This is a genomic window from Allobosea lupini, from assembly GCF_900109525.1.
GTDB lineage: Bacteria > Pseudomonadota > Alphaproteobacteria > Rhizobiales > Beijerinckiaceae > Allobosea > Allobosea lupini.
Genome location: NZ_FOAN01000006.1, coordinates 346,315 through 362,664, shown reverse-complemented (window position 1 = coordinate 362,664; position 16,350 = coordinate 346,315). Strand labels below are relative to the sequence as shown.

16 protein-coding genes are annotated in these 16,350 nt (G+C 68.0%); 5 read left to right on the top strand and 11 right to left on the bottom strand.

Going from position 1 to position 16,350, the window contains the following annotated elements; genetic code table 11:
* Positions 1-21 precede the first annotated feature (21 nt).
* The 3 genes from BMZ21_RS19550 to BMZ21_RS19540 all read left to right on the top strand — a co-directional run bounded on the left by BMZ21_RS19550 (position 22) and on the right by BMZ21_RS19540 (position 2,970).
* On the top strand, positions 22-804 hold the full coding sequence (locus BMZ21_RS19550; RefSeq protein WP_158673482.1) for a transporter substrate-binding domain-containing protein: 783 nt from the start codon (positions 22-24) through the stop codon (positions 802-804).
* Positions 805-988: 184 nt separating this feature from the next.
* Entirely contained in the window at positions 989-2,029 is a 1,041-nt protein-coding gene (locus BMZ21_RS19545) for a succinylglutamate desuccinylase/aspartoacylase family protein (protein WP_091837936.1), read from the top strand.
* Complete coding sequence (locus tag BMZ21_RS19540; RefSeq protein ID WP_091837934.1) at positions 2,026-2,970, top strand: threonine ammonia-lyase; 945 nt, start codon at positions 2,026-2,028, stop codon at positions 2,968-2,970. Before BMZ21_RS19545 ends, BMZ21_RS19540 begins: the two co-directional genes overlap by 4 nt.
* 123 nt (positions 2,971-3,093) lie before the next feature.
* Here BMZ21_RS19540 and BMZ21_RS19535 read toward each other — a convergent pair whose 3' ends face one another.
* From BMZ21_RS19535 to BMZ21_RS19485, 11 genes are all read right to left on the bottom strand, one after another.
* Positions 3,094-3,840, bottom strand: coding sequence for a transporter substrate-binding domain-containing protein (locus tag BMZ21_RS19535; RefSeq protein ID WP_091837931.1), 747 nt, complete (start codon positions 3,838-3,840; stop codon positions 3,094-3,096).
* Between the two features lie 73 nt (positions 3,841-3,913).
* Positions 3,914-5,089 carry a Gfo/Idh/MocA family protein gene (locus tag BMZ21_RS19530; protein ID WP_091838339.1) on the bottom strand — a complete coding sequence of 392 codons (1,176 nt, stop codon included), beginning with the start codon at positions 5,087-5,089 and terminating at the stop codon, positions 3,914-3,916.
* Positions 5,090-5,100: 11 nt separating this feature from the next.
* Positions 5,101-6,156, bottom strand: a complete 1,056-nt coding sequence (locus tag BMZ21_RS19525; protein ID WP_091837929.1) for a sugar phosphate isomerase/epimerase family protein — start codon at positions 6,154-6,156, stop codon at positions 5,101-5,103.
* A 174-nt stretch (positions 6,157-6,330) separates the two neighbouring features.
* Positions 6,331-7,530, bottom strand: a complete 1,200-nt coding sequence (locus BMZ21_RS30630) for an HD-GYP domain-containing protein (RefSeq protein ID WP_091837927.1) — start codon at positions 7,528-7,530, stop codon at positions 6,331-6,333.
* Between the two features lie 174 nt (positions 7,531-7,704).
* Positions 7,705-8,757, bottom strand: coding sequence for an ABC transporter substrate-binding protein (locus BMZ21_RS19515; protein WP_091837924.1), 1,053 nt, complete (start codon positions 8,755-8,757; stop codon positions 7,705-7,707).
* Entirely contained in the window at positions 8,754-9,944 is a 1,191-nt protein-coding gene (locus tag BMZ21_RS19510) for an NAD(P)/FAD-dependent oxidoreductase (protein ID WP_091837922.1), read from the bottom strand. Before BMZ21_RS19510 ends, BMZ21_RS19515 begins: the two co-directional genes overlap by 4 nt.
* Positions 9,941-11,341, bottom strand: a complete 1,401-nt coding sequence (locus tag BMZ21_RS19505; RefSeq protein ID WP_091837919.1) for an FAD/NAD(P)-dependent oxidoreductase — start codon at positions 11,339-11,341, stop codon at positions 9,941-9,943. Before BMZ21_RS19505 ends, BMZ21_RS19510 begins: the two co-directional genes overlap by 4 nt.
* Positions 11,338-11,628: a (2Fe-2S)-binding protein gene (locus BMZ21_RS19500; RefSeq protein WP_091837917.1), complete on the bottom strand. Its 291-nt coding sequence runs from the start codon at positions 11,626-11,628 to the stop codon at positions 11,338-11,340. The genes BMZ21_RS19505 and BMZ21_RS19500 overlap by 4 nt, the downstream gene beginning before the upstream one ends.
* A 1-nt stretch (position 11,629) precedes the next feature.
* Positions 11,630-12,424, bottom strand: a complete 795-nt coding sequence (locus BMZ21_RS19495; protein ID WP_091837914.1) for an ABC transporter permease — start codon at positions 12,422-12,424, stop codon at positions 11,630-11,632.
* Positions 12,425-12,429: 5 nt separating this feature from the next.
* Positions 12,430-13,287 (bottom strand): ABC transporter permease, encoded by an 858-nt coding sequence (locus tag BMZ21_RS19490; protein ID WP_091837912.1) that lies wholly within the window; start codon positions 13,285-13,287, stop codon positions 12,430-12,432.
* Entirely contained in the window at positions 13,284-14,339 is a 1,056-nt protein-coding gene (locus BMZ21_RS19485; RefSeq protein WP_091837909.1) for an ABC transporter ATP-binding protein, read from the bottom strand. Before BMZ21_RS19485 ends, BMZ21_RS19490 begins: the two co-directional genes overlap by 4 nt.
* 179 nt (positions 14,340-14,518) lie before the next feature.
* On the opposite strand from BMZ21_RS19485, the gene BMZ21_RS19480 reads away from it, so the two are divergent.
* Positions 14,519-15,328, top strand: coding sequence for an IclR family transcriptional regulator (locus BMZ21_RS19480; RefSeq protein ID WP_091837906.1), 810 nt, complete (start codon positions 14,519-14,521; stop codon positions 15,326-15,328).
* Positions 15,325-16,278, top strand: coding sequence for a carbohydrate kinase family protein (locus BMZ21_RS19475; RefSeq protein ID WP_091837904.1), 954 nt, complete (start codon positions 15,325-15,327; stop codon positions 16,276-16,278). Before BMZ21_RS19480 ends, BMZ21_RS19475 begins: the two co-directional genes overlap by 4 nt.
* Positions 16,279-16,350: the final 72 nt, after the last annotated feature.

The following is a 16,350-nucleotide window of genomic DNA, read 5'->3' as shown; positions in this document are numbered from 1 at the left end:
GGTCAACAAGGGGAGAGACAGATGCGTAAACTGTTTGCAGGGCTCGCGGCGATGGCGATCGCTGCGTTCGGCGCGGTCGAGGCCAAGGCCGACAAGCTCCAGGACATCCTGTCCAAGGGCGTGGTGCGGATCGGCGTGCCGCTCGACGCGCCGCCCTTCGGCTCGCAGGACGCCAACCGCAAGGCGGTCGGCTTCGACATCGAGCTCGCCGAGATGGTCGCCAAAGGCCTCGGCGTGAAGCTGGAGATGCAGCAGATCACCGGCGCCAACCGCATTCCGTTCCTGCTGACCGACAAGGTCGACATCGTAATCTCGGTGATGGGCCTGTCGCCGGAGCGCGCCCGGCAGATCATGTTCACCGCGCCCTATGCCAACACCTTCCTGGCGGTCTACGGGGCGAAGTCCGCCGCCGTCAGCAGTCCGGAGACGCTGGGCTCGGCCCGCATCGCCGCCGCAAAGGGTACGACGCAGGAACTCGCCATCACCGAAGCCGCACCCAAGGCGAATGTGATGCGCACCGAGGACGACGCGACCGCGGCCGCGGCCTACATCACCGGCCAGGCCGACCTGCTCGCGACCAACTCGATCGTCGCCCAGGCGCTGGCCAAGCAGAACCCGAACAAGGAATTCGAGCGCAAATTCGTCATCCGCCGCAGCCCGGCGCATATGGGCGTGCAGATGGACCAGCATAATCTCGTGCGCTGGCTCGACAGCTTCATCTTCTACGCCTCGATGAACGGCGAGCTCGACCGGCTGCACAAGAAGTACCTGGACATGCCGATGGACCCGCTGCCGACGCTGTGACGGATCTTCGCTGCCGTCATTCTCGGGCGAAGCGGAGCGCAGACCCGAGAATCTCCTGACCAGAAGGCTCTGACCGGAGCCTCACCTGCCTGAGATGCTCGGGGCAAGCCCGAGCATGACGACCCGTCTCGACCTTCCCTCGTTGCGGGGAAGGCTTCCCAAGCCACGTCCGATCGAGCCCCCCATGACCAGCCCCCGCCAGAAGCCGACGCCGCGCGCGTCCTCCGCCTTCCTCACCGTCGATCCGGAGAAGGACGGCAAGCAGGTCGGCTTCCTGATGATCCCGCATTCGCCGCATGACGACGCCTGGGGCGCGACGCGGATCCCGATCGCGATCATCAAGAACGGCTCGGGGCCGACCGCGATCCTCGAGGGCGGCAACCATGGCGACGAATACGAGGGGCCGATCGCGATCTGCGACCTGATCCGCGATCTCGATCCCGGCCGCGTGCAGGGCCGGCTCATCCTGATGCCGGCGAACAATGTCCATGCCGTTATCGCCGGCCAGCGGACGTCGACGGTGGACGGCCTCAATTTCAACCGGACCTTCCCCGGCGATCCGCGCGGCACCATCACCCAGCAGATCTCGGCCTTCGTCAGCGACCACATCCTGCCGCTCGGCGACGCCTTCCTCGATCTGCATTCCGGCGGTTCCTCGCTCGACATCATCCCGAGCGCGATCGTCGAGCCGACCGACGATCCCGGGCTGCACAAGCGGAATGTCGCGGCGGTGCAGGCGTTCGATGCGCCGATGACGGTGGTGATCGCCAATCTCGGCGAGCCGCGTACCGCGACGGCGACTGCCTGCCGGCAGGGCCTCGTCACGGTCGGCACCGAGATGGCGGGCGCCGGCGCGGTCTCGCTAGAGGCGTTAAAGATCTGCCGCCGCGGCGTTGCCAATGTGCTCGACCATCTCGGCATCGTCGCCCGCGACAAGCCGGAGCCGCGCCGCGGCGATGGGCAGGTGCTCGAACTGCCGGGCACCGCCGCTTACGTCTACGCCACGGCCGACGGCATCTTCGAGCCGTTCCATGCCAATGGCGAAAAGGTCAGCGCTGGCCAGCCGGCGGGCAAGATCCATTGCACCTGGGACCCGACCCGGCCACCGGAGATGCTGCATTACGCCGCCGACGGCATCCTCTATGGCAGGCGTCAGCCGGGCCGGGTCCGGCCGGGCAATTGCTGCCTGATCGTGGCGGCGCCCTATCGCGGCGTGCTCTCGTGATCGGCCTCGACGACATCCGCGCGGCGCGCTGGCGAATCCAGCCGCATATCCGCAAGACGCCGATCCTGCCCTATGGCCAGCTCAGCTCGCGCGAGGATTTCGGCGGCACGGTGACGCTGAAGCTCGAATTGCTGCAGGCGGCGGGCTCGTTCAAGGCGCGCGGCGCGATGAACCGCCTGCTGACGCTCTCGGCCGAGGAGCTGGCGCGCGGTGTCGTCACGGCATCCGGAGGCAATCACGGGCTCGCCATCGCCCGCTCGGCCCATGTGCTCGGCGTCAAGGCGAAAATCTTCCTGCCGTCCAATGTCGTGGCCGACAAGGTCGCCAAGCTGAAGAGATGGGGCGCCGAGGTCGAGATCGTCGGTGCGGTCTGGGACGACGCCAATGCCGCGGCGCTCGCCTACGCCGAAAAGACCGGCGCGACCTATGCCCATCCGTTCAGCGATCCCGTGGTGGTCGCCGGCCAGGGCACGCTCGGCCTCGATATCCTCGACGAGCTTCCCGATGTCGATGTCATCCTCGTCGCGATCGGCGGCGGCGGGCTGATCACCGGCCTGTCGACGGCTGTGAAGGCGCTCAGGCCGGAGACGCGGATCATCGGCATCGAGCCCTATGGCTCGCCGACGCTGCATGCCTGCCTCGAAGCCGGCAAGCTGGTCACGCTCGACAAGCTCGAGACGCGGGTCGCGACGATGTCATGCCGGCGCACCGACCAGGCGATCTACGAGGCCGTCGCGAAACATGTCGACGAGATCGTGCTGGTCAGCGACGCGGAGATGGAGCAGGCAGCCCAATCGCTCTGGTTCGAGTTCGGCATCGCCGCCGACCTTTCGGGCGCGGCGGCGGTCGCGGCGCTGCAGGCGAAGCGCTTCGTGCCTGCGCCCGGCAGCAGGGTCTGCGCGCTGGTCTGCGGTGCCGGGACGGACGGGACAGGGGCTTAAGCCGCGCCGGGGGCGAGATATCGTCATTGCGAGGAGCGTGGCGACGAAGCAATCCAGAGGACGTAGAGCTCTGCCGCCCTGGATTGCTTCGCTGCGCTCGCAATGACGGGAAGCGATCTGACTCTACCGCGCGACGCTCAGCCCCTGCACGCCGTGCCTGGCGATCAGCGCCGCGACGAAGCCGGATTCCTTCGCTGCTGCGACGAATTTCGCGAGATAGTCTGCCGCCTCAGCCTTGGCCTTGGGCACGCCGATCGCCTGCTGCACGGTCATGAAGTGGCCGTCGAGGATGCGCGTGCTGGGAATGACGGCAACATCCTTGAGCAGGCGCGGGCGCAGGCCCGCGAGCGCGTCGAGTTCCTTCGAGACGAAATCGGCAGCGGAATCGTCGAGCGTGCCGGAGCGGACGAGCTCAGCCGTGCGGATATTGCGATCGAGCCAGAGGCCATAGGCGGCCCGGCCACTGACCGCGATACGGACGCCCTCAGCATCGACATCGGCGATCTCGCGCAGCGGCGAGGCATCGCGGACGAGAAAGGTCGCCTCGATCTCGGCATAGGCCGGCGTGAAGCTGATCGCCTCGGCCCGCTGCGGCTCGGCGCCAATCAGCCCGACATCCCATTCGTCGCAAGGCGCGGCGTCGGCGAGCAGGCCAGGATTCTCGTAAGGGACATAGCGCAGGCCGGTGCCGAGAAGATCGGCGAGGGCGCGGGCCATGTCGGGCGAGACGCCTTGCGGCTCGCCCTGCGGGCCGCGGCTCGACACCAGCAGGAAGTTCGAGAGGTTGATGCCGGCGCGCAGCAGGTTGGCCGGCGCCAGATGCTCGCGCACGGTCGGCGAGAGCTGGCCGATATCGGGGCGGAATTCCATGGCGTCGTCCTCCCTGTCGTCGGCGCTGCTTATGCCGTGTAGCTGATGGGAAGGACAAGCGGGATCGAGATCGTCAGAGTTCCAGCCAGCGCGCACCCCTGGCCGAGGACCGCACCGCCGCCTCGATGAAGCGGACGCCGCGGACGCCGTCGGCGACGGTCGGCACCAGCGTCGAGAACGGGGCGGGCTCGCGCCCCTCGATCCGGGCCGTGACCTGCTCGGCGATATCGGTGTAGAGCTGGGCGAAGCCTTCGAGATAGCCCTCGGGATGGCCAGCGGGGATGCGCGAGGCGGCGTTGGCGACGGGATCGGCGCCGGCGCCGTTGCGCCGGATCAGCCGCGGCGGCTCGCCGAGCGGCGAATGGATCAGCAGGTTCGGATTCTCCTGCTGCCATTCGAGCCCGCCCTTTTCGCCATAGAGGCGGATGCGCAGGCCGTTCTCCTGGCCGGCCGCGACCTGGCTGCACCAGAGCATGCCGCGCGCCCCGCCCCTGAAACGCAGCAGCATATGGGCGTTGTCGTCGAGCCGGCGGCCCTCGACGAAGACATGGGCTTCGGCCGCGAGCGCCTCGACCTCGTCGTTCGCGATGAATTCGGCGAGGTTGAAGGCATGGCTGCCGATATCGCCGATCGACCCGGCGGGGCCTGACCTCGCCGGGTCGGTGCGCCATTCCGCCTGCTTCTGCCCGCTCTCCTCGAGCTTGGTGGCGAGCCAGTCCTGTGCGTATTCGACCTGGACGACGCGCAGCTTGCCGAGTGCGCCCTCGGCGACCATGGCGCGCGCCTGCCGGACCAGCGGGTAGCCGGTGTAGTTATGCGTGACCGCGAAGATCAGGCCGCTGTCCTTGGCCAGCTTCGCCAAGCTTTCCGCCTCGCGCAGGCTCGTCGTCAGCGGCTTGTCGCAGATCACATGGATGCCGGCCTTGAGGAAGGCTTTTGCCGCCGGCGCATGGGCATGGTTCGGCGTGACGATCGCGACCGCATCGATGCCATCCTTGCGGCGTTTCTCGCGCTTGGCCATCCCGGCGGCGTCGGCATAGAGGCGGGCGGGGTCGAGCAAGAGGTCCTCGCCGGAGAGGCGCCCGCGCTCCGGATCGGAGGAGAGAGCGCCGGCGACGAGCTGCCAGCGATCGTCGAGCCTTGCAGCGATGCGATGCACCGCGCCGATGAAGGCGCCGCGCCCGCCGCCGACCATGCCGAGGCGGAGACGGCGATTGAGTTTTTGCGTCGTCGAGCCCTCGATCGCCATGGCCATCCCCTTCAGGCGAGGCCCAGCATGCGCCGGTTCGCCGCCTCGTCGGTGCCCCCGGCGGCAAAGTCGTCGAAGGCACGTTCCGTCACTCGGATGATATGGGCTGCGATGAATTCCGCACCTTCGCGCGCGCCGTCCTCAGGGTGTTTCAGCGCGCATTCCCATTCGAGCACGGCCCAGGACTCGTAATCATACTGCGCCAGCTTCGAGAAGATGCCGCCGAAATCGACCTGGCCGTCGCCGAGCGAGCGGAAGCGGCCGGCGCGGTCGATCCAGGGCTCGTAGCCGCCATAGACACCGACACGCCCGTTGGGATTGAACTCGGCATCCTTCACATGGAAGGCCTTGATCCGCTCATGGTAGATGTCGATGAAGGCGAGATAGTCGAGCTGCTGCAGCAGGAAATGGCTGGGGTCGTAGTTGATGCAGGCTCTGCGATGGCCCCCGACCGCATCGACGAAGCGCTCGAAGGTCGCCCCGTCATGGACGTCCTCGCCCGGATGGATTTCGTAGCAGAGGTCGACGCCGGCCTCGTCATAGGCGTCGAGGATCGGGCGCCAGCGCCTGCCGAGCTCGGCGAAGGCGGTCTCGACCAGCCCCGCCGGGCGCTGCGGCCAGGGGTAGACGAAGGGCCAGGCGAGCGCGCCGGTGAAGCTGACATTGGCTGTGAGGCCGAGCCGGCGCGAGGCTTTGGCTCCAAGCTTCATCTGCTCGACTGCCCATTCCTGCCGCGCCTTCGGGTTGCCGCGCACGGCAGGCACTGCGAAGCCGTCGAAGGCCTCGTCGAAGGCTGGATGGACGGCGACGAGCTGGCCCTGGAGATGGGTCGAGAGCTCGGTGATCGACAGGCCGTACTGGGCGAGCGTGCCCTTGACCTCGTCGCAATAGGCGTCGGATTCGGCGGCCCTGGCAAGGTCGAACAGGCGGACATCCCAGCTCGGAATCTGGACACCCTTGTAGCCGAGGGACGCCGCCCAGCGGCCGATCGCGTCGAGCGAGTCGAACGGCGCCTCGTCGCCAGCGAACTGGGCGAGGAAGAGCCCGGGCCCCTTCATGGTCTTCATCGCGACCCTCCCGCTGGTGCGGCCCCTTGCCGGAGCTCGCGATCGACCGCCTGATCGGTGATGTAATCGATTGCAGAAATGTAGCGAGGCAGGCTTGCCTGTCAAATCCGGAGCCGGCAAGCGCAGGTTCGGGAGGCGCCGGCCAGGCAGCGGTCAAGCGCGCTGCCGGCAGGCTCAGGCCGGCTTGCCGAACTGCTCGCCGATCTCCTGGAAGACCGGAGCGATCTCCAGGAAGACATCGACCAGCGCCGGATCGAAATGGCGCCCGCGCTCGCTTTCGATCACCTTCACCGCCTCGGCGTGCGGGATCGCCGCTTTGTAGACGCGGTCCGACACCAGGGCGTCGTAGACGTCGGCGATCGCCATGATCCGCCCGCAGAGCGGTATCGCTTCGCCGGCCAGGCCTTCCGGATAGCCCTGGCCGTCCCAACGCTCATGATGGGAATAAGCCATCTCCTTGGCGATCGTCAGGAAGCCTGTGGTGCCACCGAAATAACGTTCGGCATTGGCGATGGCGTCGCGCCCAAGCCTGGCGTGGGTGCGCATGATCGCGAATTCCTCGGCATCGAGCTTGCCGGGCTTGCGCAGGATGGCGTCGGAAATGCCGACCTTGCCGATATCGTGCAGCGGCGCCGATTTGTAGATGAGCTCGATCAGCTCGGCGTCGAGCTGCGGCTGGTAGAGACCGTGCCGACGCGCCGCCTCGGCCAGCGCGCGGACATAGTGCTGGGTGCGGCGGATATGGTCGCCGGTCTCGTTGTCGCGGGTATCGGCGAGCGCGGCCATGGCGAGGATCAGCGCGTCCTTGGCGCGCACCGCCTCCTCGCGCGCGGCGTTCAGCGAGGAGAACAGCGCGACATTGGTCATCGCGACCGCGGCGCTGTTCGCGATGCGCTTGAGCATCTCGACGCTTTCGTCGGACGGCTTGTGCGGGCGCGCCCAATAGGCGCCGATCGCGGCGACGGGATCGTCGGCGTGCACGGGCACCATGACGAGGCTCTGCACGAAGGTCGGCCGGTAGGCGGCGTGCGGGATACGATCGTCGGCGTAGACGTCCTCGATGACGACAGCCTCGCCATGCAGCATCGCCCAGCCGGAGATGCAGCGGTCGAGCGGGAAACGCTGGCCCTTCCAGAGCGGGCCGATCGCGTCCTCGTCGGCATAGAAGCACTTGTCGCCCTCGCGCAGGACGAAGCTGATGCCGTCGGCGCCGACGAGCCTGCGGGCGCCGCCGCGGACGACCCGCAGGATCTCTTCGACCCCGCGCGCCTTGGCGAGACGCGTCGTCAGTTCCTCGAGGCCGGTCTTGGCCATGACCTCGATCTGCTCATCCCCGCCCGGGGCTGGCGAGGCCAGTGCGGCCGACTGCGTCATCCCACCACCATGTCGCTTCGCTTCAGGGCAGGCAGGGCCGCACCGATTTCGATGCAATCATGGACGGCAAACCTTAAAATGCAAGGAATGCGTGCAGTCTAAAAGTATCTGATGGCACGAAACCCGCCGCCAGGGCCTTTCCCTTGCGGCGGGCCGTTCGCAGATGGGCTCGGATCAGCGCTCGATCATCTTGTTCCAGCGGCTGTTCCATTCCGGCCGCTTGGCATTGATCTGGTCCCAGTCGAGGGTGACGGCGCTCTTCATGTTGGCATGGAAGGCCTCGAGCTTCTTCTCGGCCTCGGGTGTCGTAGCCTTGGCCTTGGTGTTCGAGGGCACGATGTTGCCGGCGGCGAGCGCCTTGGACTGAGCCTCGGGCGAGAGCAGATAGGCGGCGAGCTTCTGTGCCAGCTCCGGCTCGGAGTTCTTGGCGATGACGCATTCGGCGACCATCAGCACGACCGAGCCTTCCTTGGGCTGGGCGTATTCGACTCCGATGCCCTTCTCCTTCAGCGTCGAGATTGCAGTCGGCGTCAGCGGGAAGATCGCCGCCTCGCCGGTCTGGGCCATCTCGGCGATCTTGGCCGAGCTCGGGATGAATTCGAGGACGTTCTTGCCGATGGTGTCGCGGAACTTGCTGAAGCCCGGCTCGACATTGGCCTCGGTGCCGCCCTGGATGCGGTTGAACATCAGGAAGGCGTGCAGGCCGAAGGAGGAAGCCGAGGCCGACTGGAACACGACCTTGCCCTTGTACTTGGGATCGGCGAGGTCCATCCACGAGGTCGGTGCCGGCCAGCCCTTCTCGTCGAACAGCTTCTTGTTGTAGCCGAGGCCGGTCATGCCGAGGTCGATGCCGACGGCCATGTCGTCCTTCATGCGCGAGCCGGGCGTGAGGTCGGCGAGCTCCGGGCCAGGCTTCAGCTTCTCGCAGAGGCCGGCGCCGATGGCGCGGACCATGACGCCGTCATCGAGGAACATGACGTGCATCTGCGGCTTGTCCTTGGCAGCCGTCGCCTTGGCGAGGATGTCCGAGGAGGTGCCGGGCACGACCACGACCTTGACGTCGTTGGCCTTCTCGAAGTCCGGGAAGACGGCCTGGGTAAAGGTCTTCTCGAAATTGCCGCCGTTCATGCCGACATAGAGCCTCTTCGACTGGGCGAAGGCGCTGCCGGCCGCGGCGAACGCGATAGTGGCGACGCCGGCTGCCAGGATGGTGCGATGGCTGGTCATGGTCTCAACTCCCCTGCGTTGTGCGGCTCTTGGTTTTGCCCCGCACCCGAGCCAGCGTCGGTGCGGGCGGAATCCTGCTTGAACCGGCCGATCGAGAAGGCCGCGATCGGGGTCTGCGTCTCGCCGTCCCGGACGAGTTCGGCCAGAACCTCGCCGACGCCCGGCGCGATCTGGAAGCCGGCGCCGGTGAAGCCGAAGGCGTGGATCAGGCCGGGCGTCGTCCCGCTCGGGCCGATCACCGGGTTCCTGTCGGGCATGGCGCCTTCGGTCCCGCTCCAGAAGCGGATCGCCTGGGCATGGCGCAGGCCGGGGAACAGCGCGGCGGCGTTGTTCATGATCGCGATCGCGCCATCGCCGCGCGGTCGCGAGAAATCGGCATCGGCCAGCGGCAAGGCGCGCTCGCCGCCGACCACGACATTGCCGCGCTCGACCTGGCGGGCATAGATGCCGCCGCCCTCCATGCCGATATTGACCGACATCACCTGGTCCATCGGCTCGGTGACGATCATGGAGGGGTAGATGCGCGAGAGCGGCACCGGCTCGCCGAAGCTTTCGGCGAAGGGACCGGCCCAGGCACCGGCGCTGTTGATGACGAAGCGGGCGCGCAGCGACAGGTTGTTCGCGGCCTCGAGTGCGAAGCCCTCGCCATCGCGGGTTACGTCGTCGACCGCCGTGTTCTCCAGCACCTCGACGCCGGCCCGGCGCGCCGCAGCGGCGAAGCCGATCGAGACCAGGCGCGGATTGGCATGGCCGTCGCCTGCACAGAAGGAAGCACCGACGACGTCGTCGCCGATCCAGCCGAAGCGCTCGCGCAGGCCGTTATGGCCGATAAGCTCGAGGTCGAGGCCCTGCTCCGCGACGGCGTCCGCATAGGCTTCGAGCGCGGCCATGTCGGCGTCGCCGCGGGCGAGCTTGAGATGGCCGGAGCGCAGGAACTCGCCGTCGATGCCGATCAGCGCCTTGAGCCGCGGCCAGATCGCATGCGCGCGCTGCGACAGCGGCAATTGCTCGACCGGCCGGCCCTGGCGGCGCACGCCGCCATAGTTCACGCCCGAGGCCTGCGCACCGCAAAAACCCTTGTCGAGCAAGGCGACGGAAAAGCCCATGCCGCGCAGCGCCAGCGCGGCCGAGGAGCCGACGAGGCCACCGCCGATGATCGCGACGTCGACGGACAGGCGCCGGCTCATTCCGCCGCCTCCTGCTCAGCTGCGAGCGCGAGCGTCAGCGGCACGGGCTTGACCGGTGCCTGGCCGCGCAGGCGGCCGACGGCCTCGATGCCGCGGCCGGTTTCATGCGCCAGCAATTCGGCGGCGGCGGCGCCGCAGATGCGCCCCTGGCAGCGGCCCATGCCGACGCGGCTGACAGCCTTCAGCCGGTTGAGCTCGTGCACGCCGAATTGGCTGATGGCGGCGCGGATATCTCCGGCAGAGACCTCCTCGCAGCGGCAGAGAATGGTGGTGTCGGCGATCTCCCGCGCCCAATGCACCGGGAAGGGGAAGGCGGCTTCCAGCACGTCGCGGAAGCGGCCGATGCGGGCGAGCTCCGTCTCCAGAGTCGCGGCGCGGGTGGCGTCGTGCGGCAGGCCGCGATCCTGCAGCAGAGCGAGCCCGGCCCGTTCGCCGGCGCGTTCGGCCGCATCCGCCCCGGCGATGCCGGCGCCGTCGCCGGCGAGATAGACGCCGGGCACGCTGGTGCGGCCGGCGGCGTCGCGCTCGGGCAGGACGGCGCGGTCGCGCTGATTGAAGGCGAAGCGGCAGCCGGCGAGATCGGCTGTTTGCGTTTCGGAGCGCAGGGCAAGACCGTAGCCGATGCCGTCGCAGGCGAGGCGATGCTCCATCCCGTCCTGGCGCCAGGCGATCGCTTCGACCGCATTCTTGCCCTCGATGCGGACATCGCCGACGTCGTAATGCAGGCCGACGCCGCCCAGCTTCAGCTCTGCGGTCATCCGCATGCCGCGCAGCACGATGCCCGGGAAGAGCGGCAATCCGCGCAACAGGTTGAACTTTGCGGCGAAAGGCGCGGTGTCGAGCACGGCCGCGACCTTGGCGCCGGCCTTCATATACTGCCAGGCGACGAGATAGAGCAGCGGCCCGGAGCCGAGGAAGACGATTCTCGCGCCGATGGCGCAGCCCTGGCTCTTCAGCGCGATCTGGGCGCCGCCCAAAGTGAAGACCCCCGGCAGGGTCCAGCCGGGGATCGGCAGGATGCGGTCGGTCGCGCCGGTCGCGAGGATCAGGCCGTCATAGGCGACCTGCCGGCTCGTGCCCTCGACCATGATGTCGGCCCCGTCGGCGCGGAGGTTCCAGAGCAGCGCCTGCGGCCAGTAGTCGAGCTTGCCGTCGAGCGCGGCGAAGTCGCGATGCAGCGCCTCGGCCTTCTGCGCTTCTGAGCCGTAGAGGTCGCGGGTCGAGCGTCCGTCCGGCACGAGTCGCTGGCGGTAGATCTGGCCGCCGCAGGCGGGTGCCTCGTCGACCACGAGCGGACGCAGGCCGGCCTTGACCAGCCCCTCAGCGGCCCGGATGCCGGCCGGCCCGGCGCCGACGATCAGCGGCTGCGGGCGCTCGCTGGGCGGTTGCCCGCTCATGCCGTCCTCGCGCGGCGGGTGAGGATGCGCATGCCGGCGGTCAGCGCGGTCGAGCAGGCGCGCAGGCGCTCGCCGTTCTCGAGCACGACCCAGCAATCCTGGCAGGCGCCCATCTGGCAGAAGCCGGCGCGCGGCGAGGCCGAGAACTCGGAGAGGCGCAGGCGCTCGACCTTGGTCAGGATCGCTGTCAGCACGGTGTCGCCCGCGCGGCCCTCGCAAGGCTCGCCGTCGAGGGTGAAGGCGATGGCGGGATGGTCGGTGCGGACGAGGCGGTGCAGGAGCGGCATGTCATTTCTGCCCGACGAGAATCTTGTCGAGGCCGAAGGCGCGGTCGAGCACCAGCATGGCGACAGCGGTGAGCGCGATCATCAGCGCCGAGACGGCGGCCATCATCGGATCGATCGATTCGGTCGCGTACATGTACATCCGCACCGGCAGCGTCACGGTCTGCGGCGAGGTCACGAAGATCGACATGGTGAGTTCGTCGAAGCTGTTGATGAAGGCGAGCAGCCAGCCGCCGGTGATGCCCGGCAGGATCATCGGCGCGGTAACGCGGCGGAACACCGTCCAGTGCGAGGCCCCCAGCGTCATCGCCGCCTGCTCCGCCGAGCGGTCGAGCCCGGTGAAGGCGGCCATCACGAGGCGCAGCACATAGGGTGTGATCACCACGACATGGCAGGCGACAAGCCAGGCGAAGCTGCCGGTCGCGCCGATCAGCGCGAAGAGCCGCAGGAAGGCGACGCCGAGCACGAGGTGCGGGATGATCAGCGGCGAGAGGAAAAGGGCGTTCAGTGCATTGCGGCCGGGAAAGTCGTAGCGGTCGATGGCGAGCGCCGCCGGCACCGAGATCGCGACCGAGAGCGTCGCGGCGAGCGTCGCCAGCCAGAGGCTGTTGACGAAGGAGGCGACGAAGTCGGGGTGCTCGAAGATCGCCTTGAACCAGCGCAGCGAGAAGCTGGTGGTCGGGATCGAGAGCGTGTTCTCCGGCGTGAAGGCGACCAGGCAGATCACCGCCAGCGGCGCCAGCACGAAGGAGACGACGAGGGTGTGGAAGAGGAGCGCGACGGGGCCGTTCTTCTGCATCGAACTCACCCCAAGGTCTTGCGGGCGCGCGTCTCGATGACGCGGTTATAGGCCAGCATGATCACGAGATTGGCGGCGAGGACGATGATCGCGATCGTCGCGCCGAGCGGCCAGTTCAGCTCGTGCATGTATTCGTCGTAGACCAGCGTCGCCGCCATCTTGAGCCGGCGCCCGCCGAGCAGGCCGGGGATGGCGAAGGCCGAGGCCGAAAGGCCGAAGACGATCAGGCTGCCTGAGAGCATGCCGAGCGAGACCTGCGGCAGCACGACCCGGCGCAACGCGGTGAAGTGCGAGGCGCCAAGGCTCCAGGCGGCGGCCTCGACCATCGGATCGAGCTTCTGCAGCGCGGTCCAGACCGGGATCACCATGAAAGGCAGCATGACGTGGACGAGCGCGATCACGATCGCGGTCTCGGTATAGAGCAGGCGCACGCTTTCGAAGCCGAGCCCCTGCAGGGACTGGTTCACGAGTCCGGTCGAGCCGAGCAGCATGCTCCAGCCGAACGCGCGGACCACGACCGAGACCAAGAGCGGCCCGATGATCACCAGGAGGAAGACCGAGCGCCAGGGATCGCGCATCCGCGACAGGATATAGGCCTCGGGCGCGCCGATGACGGCGCAGATCAGCGTGGTCAGCGCGGCGAGGCGGAGCGTGCGCCAGAAGATGCCGAGGTAGTAGTCGTCCGAGAATACGGCCGCGTAGTGGGCGAGGGTGAACTCGTTCTTGATGCCGGTGGTGTGGTCATAGGCGTGGAAGGACAGGATCACCGTCAGCACGAGCGGCAGGACGATGAGCCCGAGGAAGACCAGCGCGCCCGGCCCGGCGAGCCAGAACGGTGTCGCCGCTGAGCGCCCGACACTCATGCCGCCGCTCCCTGCGCGAGCGGCTCGATGCGCAGGCTGGCCGGAGCCCAGTCGAGCGCGACCCTGGCGCCTTCGCGGGCCGGCTCCTCGCCGTCGTTCGGCGCCGAGACCAGGATGGCACCCGCCGGCGTCTCGACCGTGAAAAGCCAGGAGCCACCGAGGAAGAAGCGATTGGCGATGGTGCCGTCGAGCCGGCTTTGCCCTGGCGGCTTCAGCGCGATCTTCTCCGGCCGAATCGAGAGCGCGATCGCCTGTCCTTCCTGAAGACCACTGGCCTCCGCCGGCAGGGCGATGCCGGCAACCTCCGCCGCGCCCTTGCGCCAGACACCGTCCAGCCGGTTCATCTTGCCGACGAAGGTGGAGATGAACGGCGTCGCCGGGTTCTCGTAGAGCCTGTAGGGCGCGTCGACCTGCGTCATCCGGCCCTGCTCCATCACCACGACGCGGTCGCTGATCGAGAGCGCCTCGGCCTGGTCGTGCGTCACCATGATCGTGGTGGTGCCGACGCGCTGCTGGATGCGGCGCAATTCGAACTGCATCTCCTCGCGCAATTTGGCGTCGAGATTGGACAGCGGCTCGTCGAGCAGCAGCACCGGCGGCTGGATGACGAGGGCGCGGGCGATGGCGACGCGCTGGCGCTGGCCGCCGGAGAGCTGGCGCGGATAGCGCTCGGAAAAGCCGCCGAGATGCACGAGCCCGAGCATGGTCGCGACGCGCTCGTCGCGCTCGGCCTTGGCGACCTTGCGCATCTCCAGGCCGAAGGCGACATTCTCGGCCACCGTCATGTGCGGGAACAGCGCATAGCTCTGGAAGACGATGCCGAGGCCGCGCTTGTTCGGGGTCTCGCGGGTGATGTCGCGACCGTCCAGCGTGATCGTGCCCGTGGTCGGCTCGACCAGCCCGGCGATCATCTGCAGCGTCGTGGTCTTGCCGCAGCCGGAGGGACCGAGCAGCGAGACGAACTCGCCCTTGGCGACGCTGAGGTCGATGTCGCGCGCTGCGGCGAAATCGCCGTAGACCTTGCTCAGCTTGTCCAGCGTCAGGAAGCCCATGACCTCTCCCGCTCGGCTTGCCCCGCCCACTCATCGGGGTCTTTTGCCCTCATGCGTTCCAGAAGCCGGAGCGGTGGAATTTCGTCAACGCATAATTCCATCTGAGAGAATTTTTATATTATAAATTCCTGCATATGAAATTTATTGCGAGCATGTGCTGGAATGATTAGCGTAGGCGAATGACTGATTCCGCCGAGCCTCTTTCCAGCCTGCGTCGCGCGCTCGGACTGCTGCGCCTGGTCGGGGCGGCGGATGCCGGCGGCATCCGCCTGAAGGACCTCGCCGAACAGGCTGGCTGCAGCCAGCCCACGGCGCATCGCGCCTTGCAGGACCTCGCCGCCGAAGGCTTCGTCGAGCAGATCGGCAAGCGCTACCGGCTGGCGCTCGACTTCTTCGTGCTGGCGGCCCGCGCCGGCCATGCCGACGGCCTGCGCGACCTCGCCAAGCCGGTGCTGCTGCGCCTGTCGGCGACGCTGACCGACACGATCTTCCTGCTGGTGCGCAACGGCTATGAAGCCGTCTGCCTCGATCGCATCGAGGGGCCGTTCCCGATCCGCTCCTTCACCGGCGATATCGGTGGCAAGGTGCCGCTTGGGCTCGGTCAGGGCAGCCTTGCCATCCTCGCCCATCTGCCCGAGGCCGAGCGCGAAGCGGTGATCCGTTTCAACGTGCCGCGCCTGCTCGACCGCGGCTTCCTCGACGAGGCGGCGCTGCGGGTCGAACTGGAGAAGGCGCGCGCGCAGGGCTGGGTCAATCTCAACACCGGCCTGATCCCGGGCATGGCGGGTCTCGGCGTGCCGGTTTTCGATGCGCAGGGGCGCGCCGTCGCGGCCCTCAGCGTCGGCACGCTGGCGGATCGCTTGCGGCCCGAGCGACTGCCCGGCGTCGTCGCCATCCTCAGGGCGGAGGCAGCGACATTGGGCGCGATGCTCAATCCGTTCGACACGGCCCTGCGCCATCCCTCGCGCAGCCTGAGCGCGGTGGCATGATCCTGGTCTGCGGCGAGGCGCTGGTCGATCTCTTCCTCGATCCGCCCGAGGGAGCCGAAATGGCCGGGCGCGCGGTGGCCGGCGGTTCGCCTTTCAATGTCGCGATCGGCCTGGCGCGGCTCGGCCTGCCGGTCGGCTACCTCGGAGCGATTTCGCGCGACGGCATCGGCGCGATGCTGGCGGGGCGGCTGAGGCAGGAAGGCGTCGATCCCCGCTTCATCGTCCGCAGCGACCGGCTCTCGACGATATCGGCCGTCACGACAGGGACGGACGGGCAGCCCAGCTACGGTTTTCACGGCGAGGGCGCGGCCGACCGTTTCCTGATGCCGGCCGATCTGCCGTCCCCATTGCCGCCTGAGATACGGGCGCTGACCTTCGGTTCCTACAGCATGGTGGTCGAGCCGACCGGTGCGACGCTGGCTTCGCTGGCCGCGCGCGAGCATGGCCGGCTCGTGATCAGCGTCGATCCCAACCTGCGACCGAGCGTGGTGCCGGACATGGCGTTGTGGGCTCGCGCTGCCGAACGCTTCTACCGCACCGCGACGATCATCAAGGCGAGCGAGGAGGATGTCCGCATCGCCTGGGGCGGGAAGCTGTCGCTGCAGGAGGCTGCCGCCTATTGGCTGGGGCTCGGCGCGAAGCTGGTGACGATCACGCGCGGCGCGGATGGCGCGATCGGCTTCTGCGCCGGGGGAAGTGTCGAGGTGCCGGCCAAAATGGTCAGCGTCCGCGATACCGTCGGCGCCGGCGACAGTTTCCATGCCGCCTTGCTGGGGCGGCTGTCGCAAACGGATCGATTGAGCATCGAAGATGTCGCCGGGCTCGACCTGGCAATATTGGGCGATGCGCTGAACTACGCCGCGACTGCTGCGTCCATCACGGTCGGTCGCCGCGGCGCCGATCTGCCGAAAGCGGTAGAGCTGGAAGCGCAACTCGCCCGTTCGGGCTGACGATCCTCCCTCTGCATATCCGTCCTGCCCGGCTCCAGCCGTGACCTTGCCGCCATCGATATGCTACTTCGC

What these genes read in the sequence shown, in the direction of transcription:
- BMZ21_RS19550 (WP_158673482.1), top strand. Translation starts at nt 22, where the DNA reads ATGCGTAAACTGTTTGCAGGGCTCGCGGCGATGGCGATCGCTGCGTTC.
- BMZ21_RS19545 (WP_091837936.1), top strand. Translation starts at nt 989, where the DNA reads ATGACCAGCCCCCGCCAGAAGCCGACGCCGCGCGCGTCCTCCGCCTTC.
- BMZ21_RS19535 (WP_091837931.1), bottom strand. Translation starts at nt 3,840, where the DNA reads ATGGAATTCCGCCCCGATATCGGCCAGCTCTCGCCGACCGTGCGCGAG.
- BMZ21_RS19530 (WP_091838339.1), bottom strand. Translation starts at nt 5,089, where the DNA reads ATGGCGATCGAGGGCTCGACGACGCAAAAACTCAATCGCCGTCTCCGC.
- BMZ21_RS19525 (WP_091837929.1), bottom strand. Translation starts at nt 6,156, where the DNA reads ATGAAGACCATGAAGGGGCCCGGGCTCTTCCTCGCCCAGTTCGCTGGC.
- BMZ21_RS30630 (WP_091837927.1), bottom strand. Translation starts at nt 7,530, where the DNA reads ATGACGCAGTCGGCCGCACTGGCCTCGCCAGCCCCGGGCGGGGATGAG.
- BMZ21_RS19515 (WP_091837924.1), bottom strand. Translation starts at nt 8,757, where the DNA reads ATGACCAGCCATCGCACCATCCTGGCAGCCGGCGTCGCCACTATCGCG.
- BMZ21_RS19510 (WP_091837922.1), bottom strand. Translation starts at nt 9,944, where the DNA reads ATGAGCCGGCGCCTGTCCGTCGACGTCGCGATCATCGGCGGTGGCCTC.
- BMZ21_RS19505 (WP_091837919.1), bottom strand. Translation starts at nt 11,341, where the DNA reads ATGAGCGGGCAACCGCCCAGCGAGCGCCCGCAGCCGCTGATCGTCGGC.
- BMZ21_RS19500 (WP_091837917.1), bottom strand. Translation starts at nt 11,628, where the DNA reads ATGCCGCTCCTGCACCGCCTCGTCCGCACCGACCATCCCGCCATCGCC.
- BMZ21_RS19495 (WP_091837914.1), bottom strand. Translation starts at nt 12,424, where the DNA reads ATGCAGAAGAACGGCCCCGTCGCGCTCCTCTTCCACACCCTCGTCGTC.
- BMZ21_RS19490 (WP_091837912.1), bottom strand. Translation starts at nt 13,287, where the DNA reads ATGAGTGTCGGGCGCTCAGCGGCGACACCGTTCTGGCTCGCCGGGCCG.
- BMZ21_RS19485 (WP_091837909.1), bottom strand. Translation starts at nt 14,339, where the DNA reads ATGGGCTTCCTGACGCTGGACAAGCTGAGCAAGGTCTACGGCGATTTC.
- BMZ21_RS19480 (WP_091837906.1), top strand. Translation starts at nt 14,519, where the DNA reads ATGACTGATTCCGCCGAGCCTCTTTCCAGCCTGCGTCGCGCGCTCGGA.
- BMZ21_RS19475 (WP_091837904.1), top strand. Translation starts at nt 15,325, where the DNA reads ATGATCCTGGTCTGCGGCGAGGCGCTGGTCGATCTCTTCCTCGATCCG.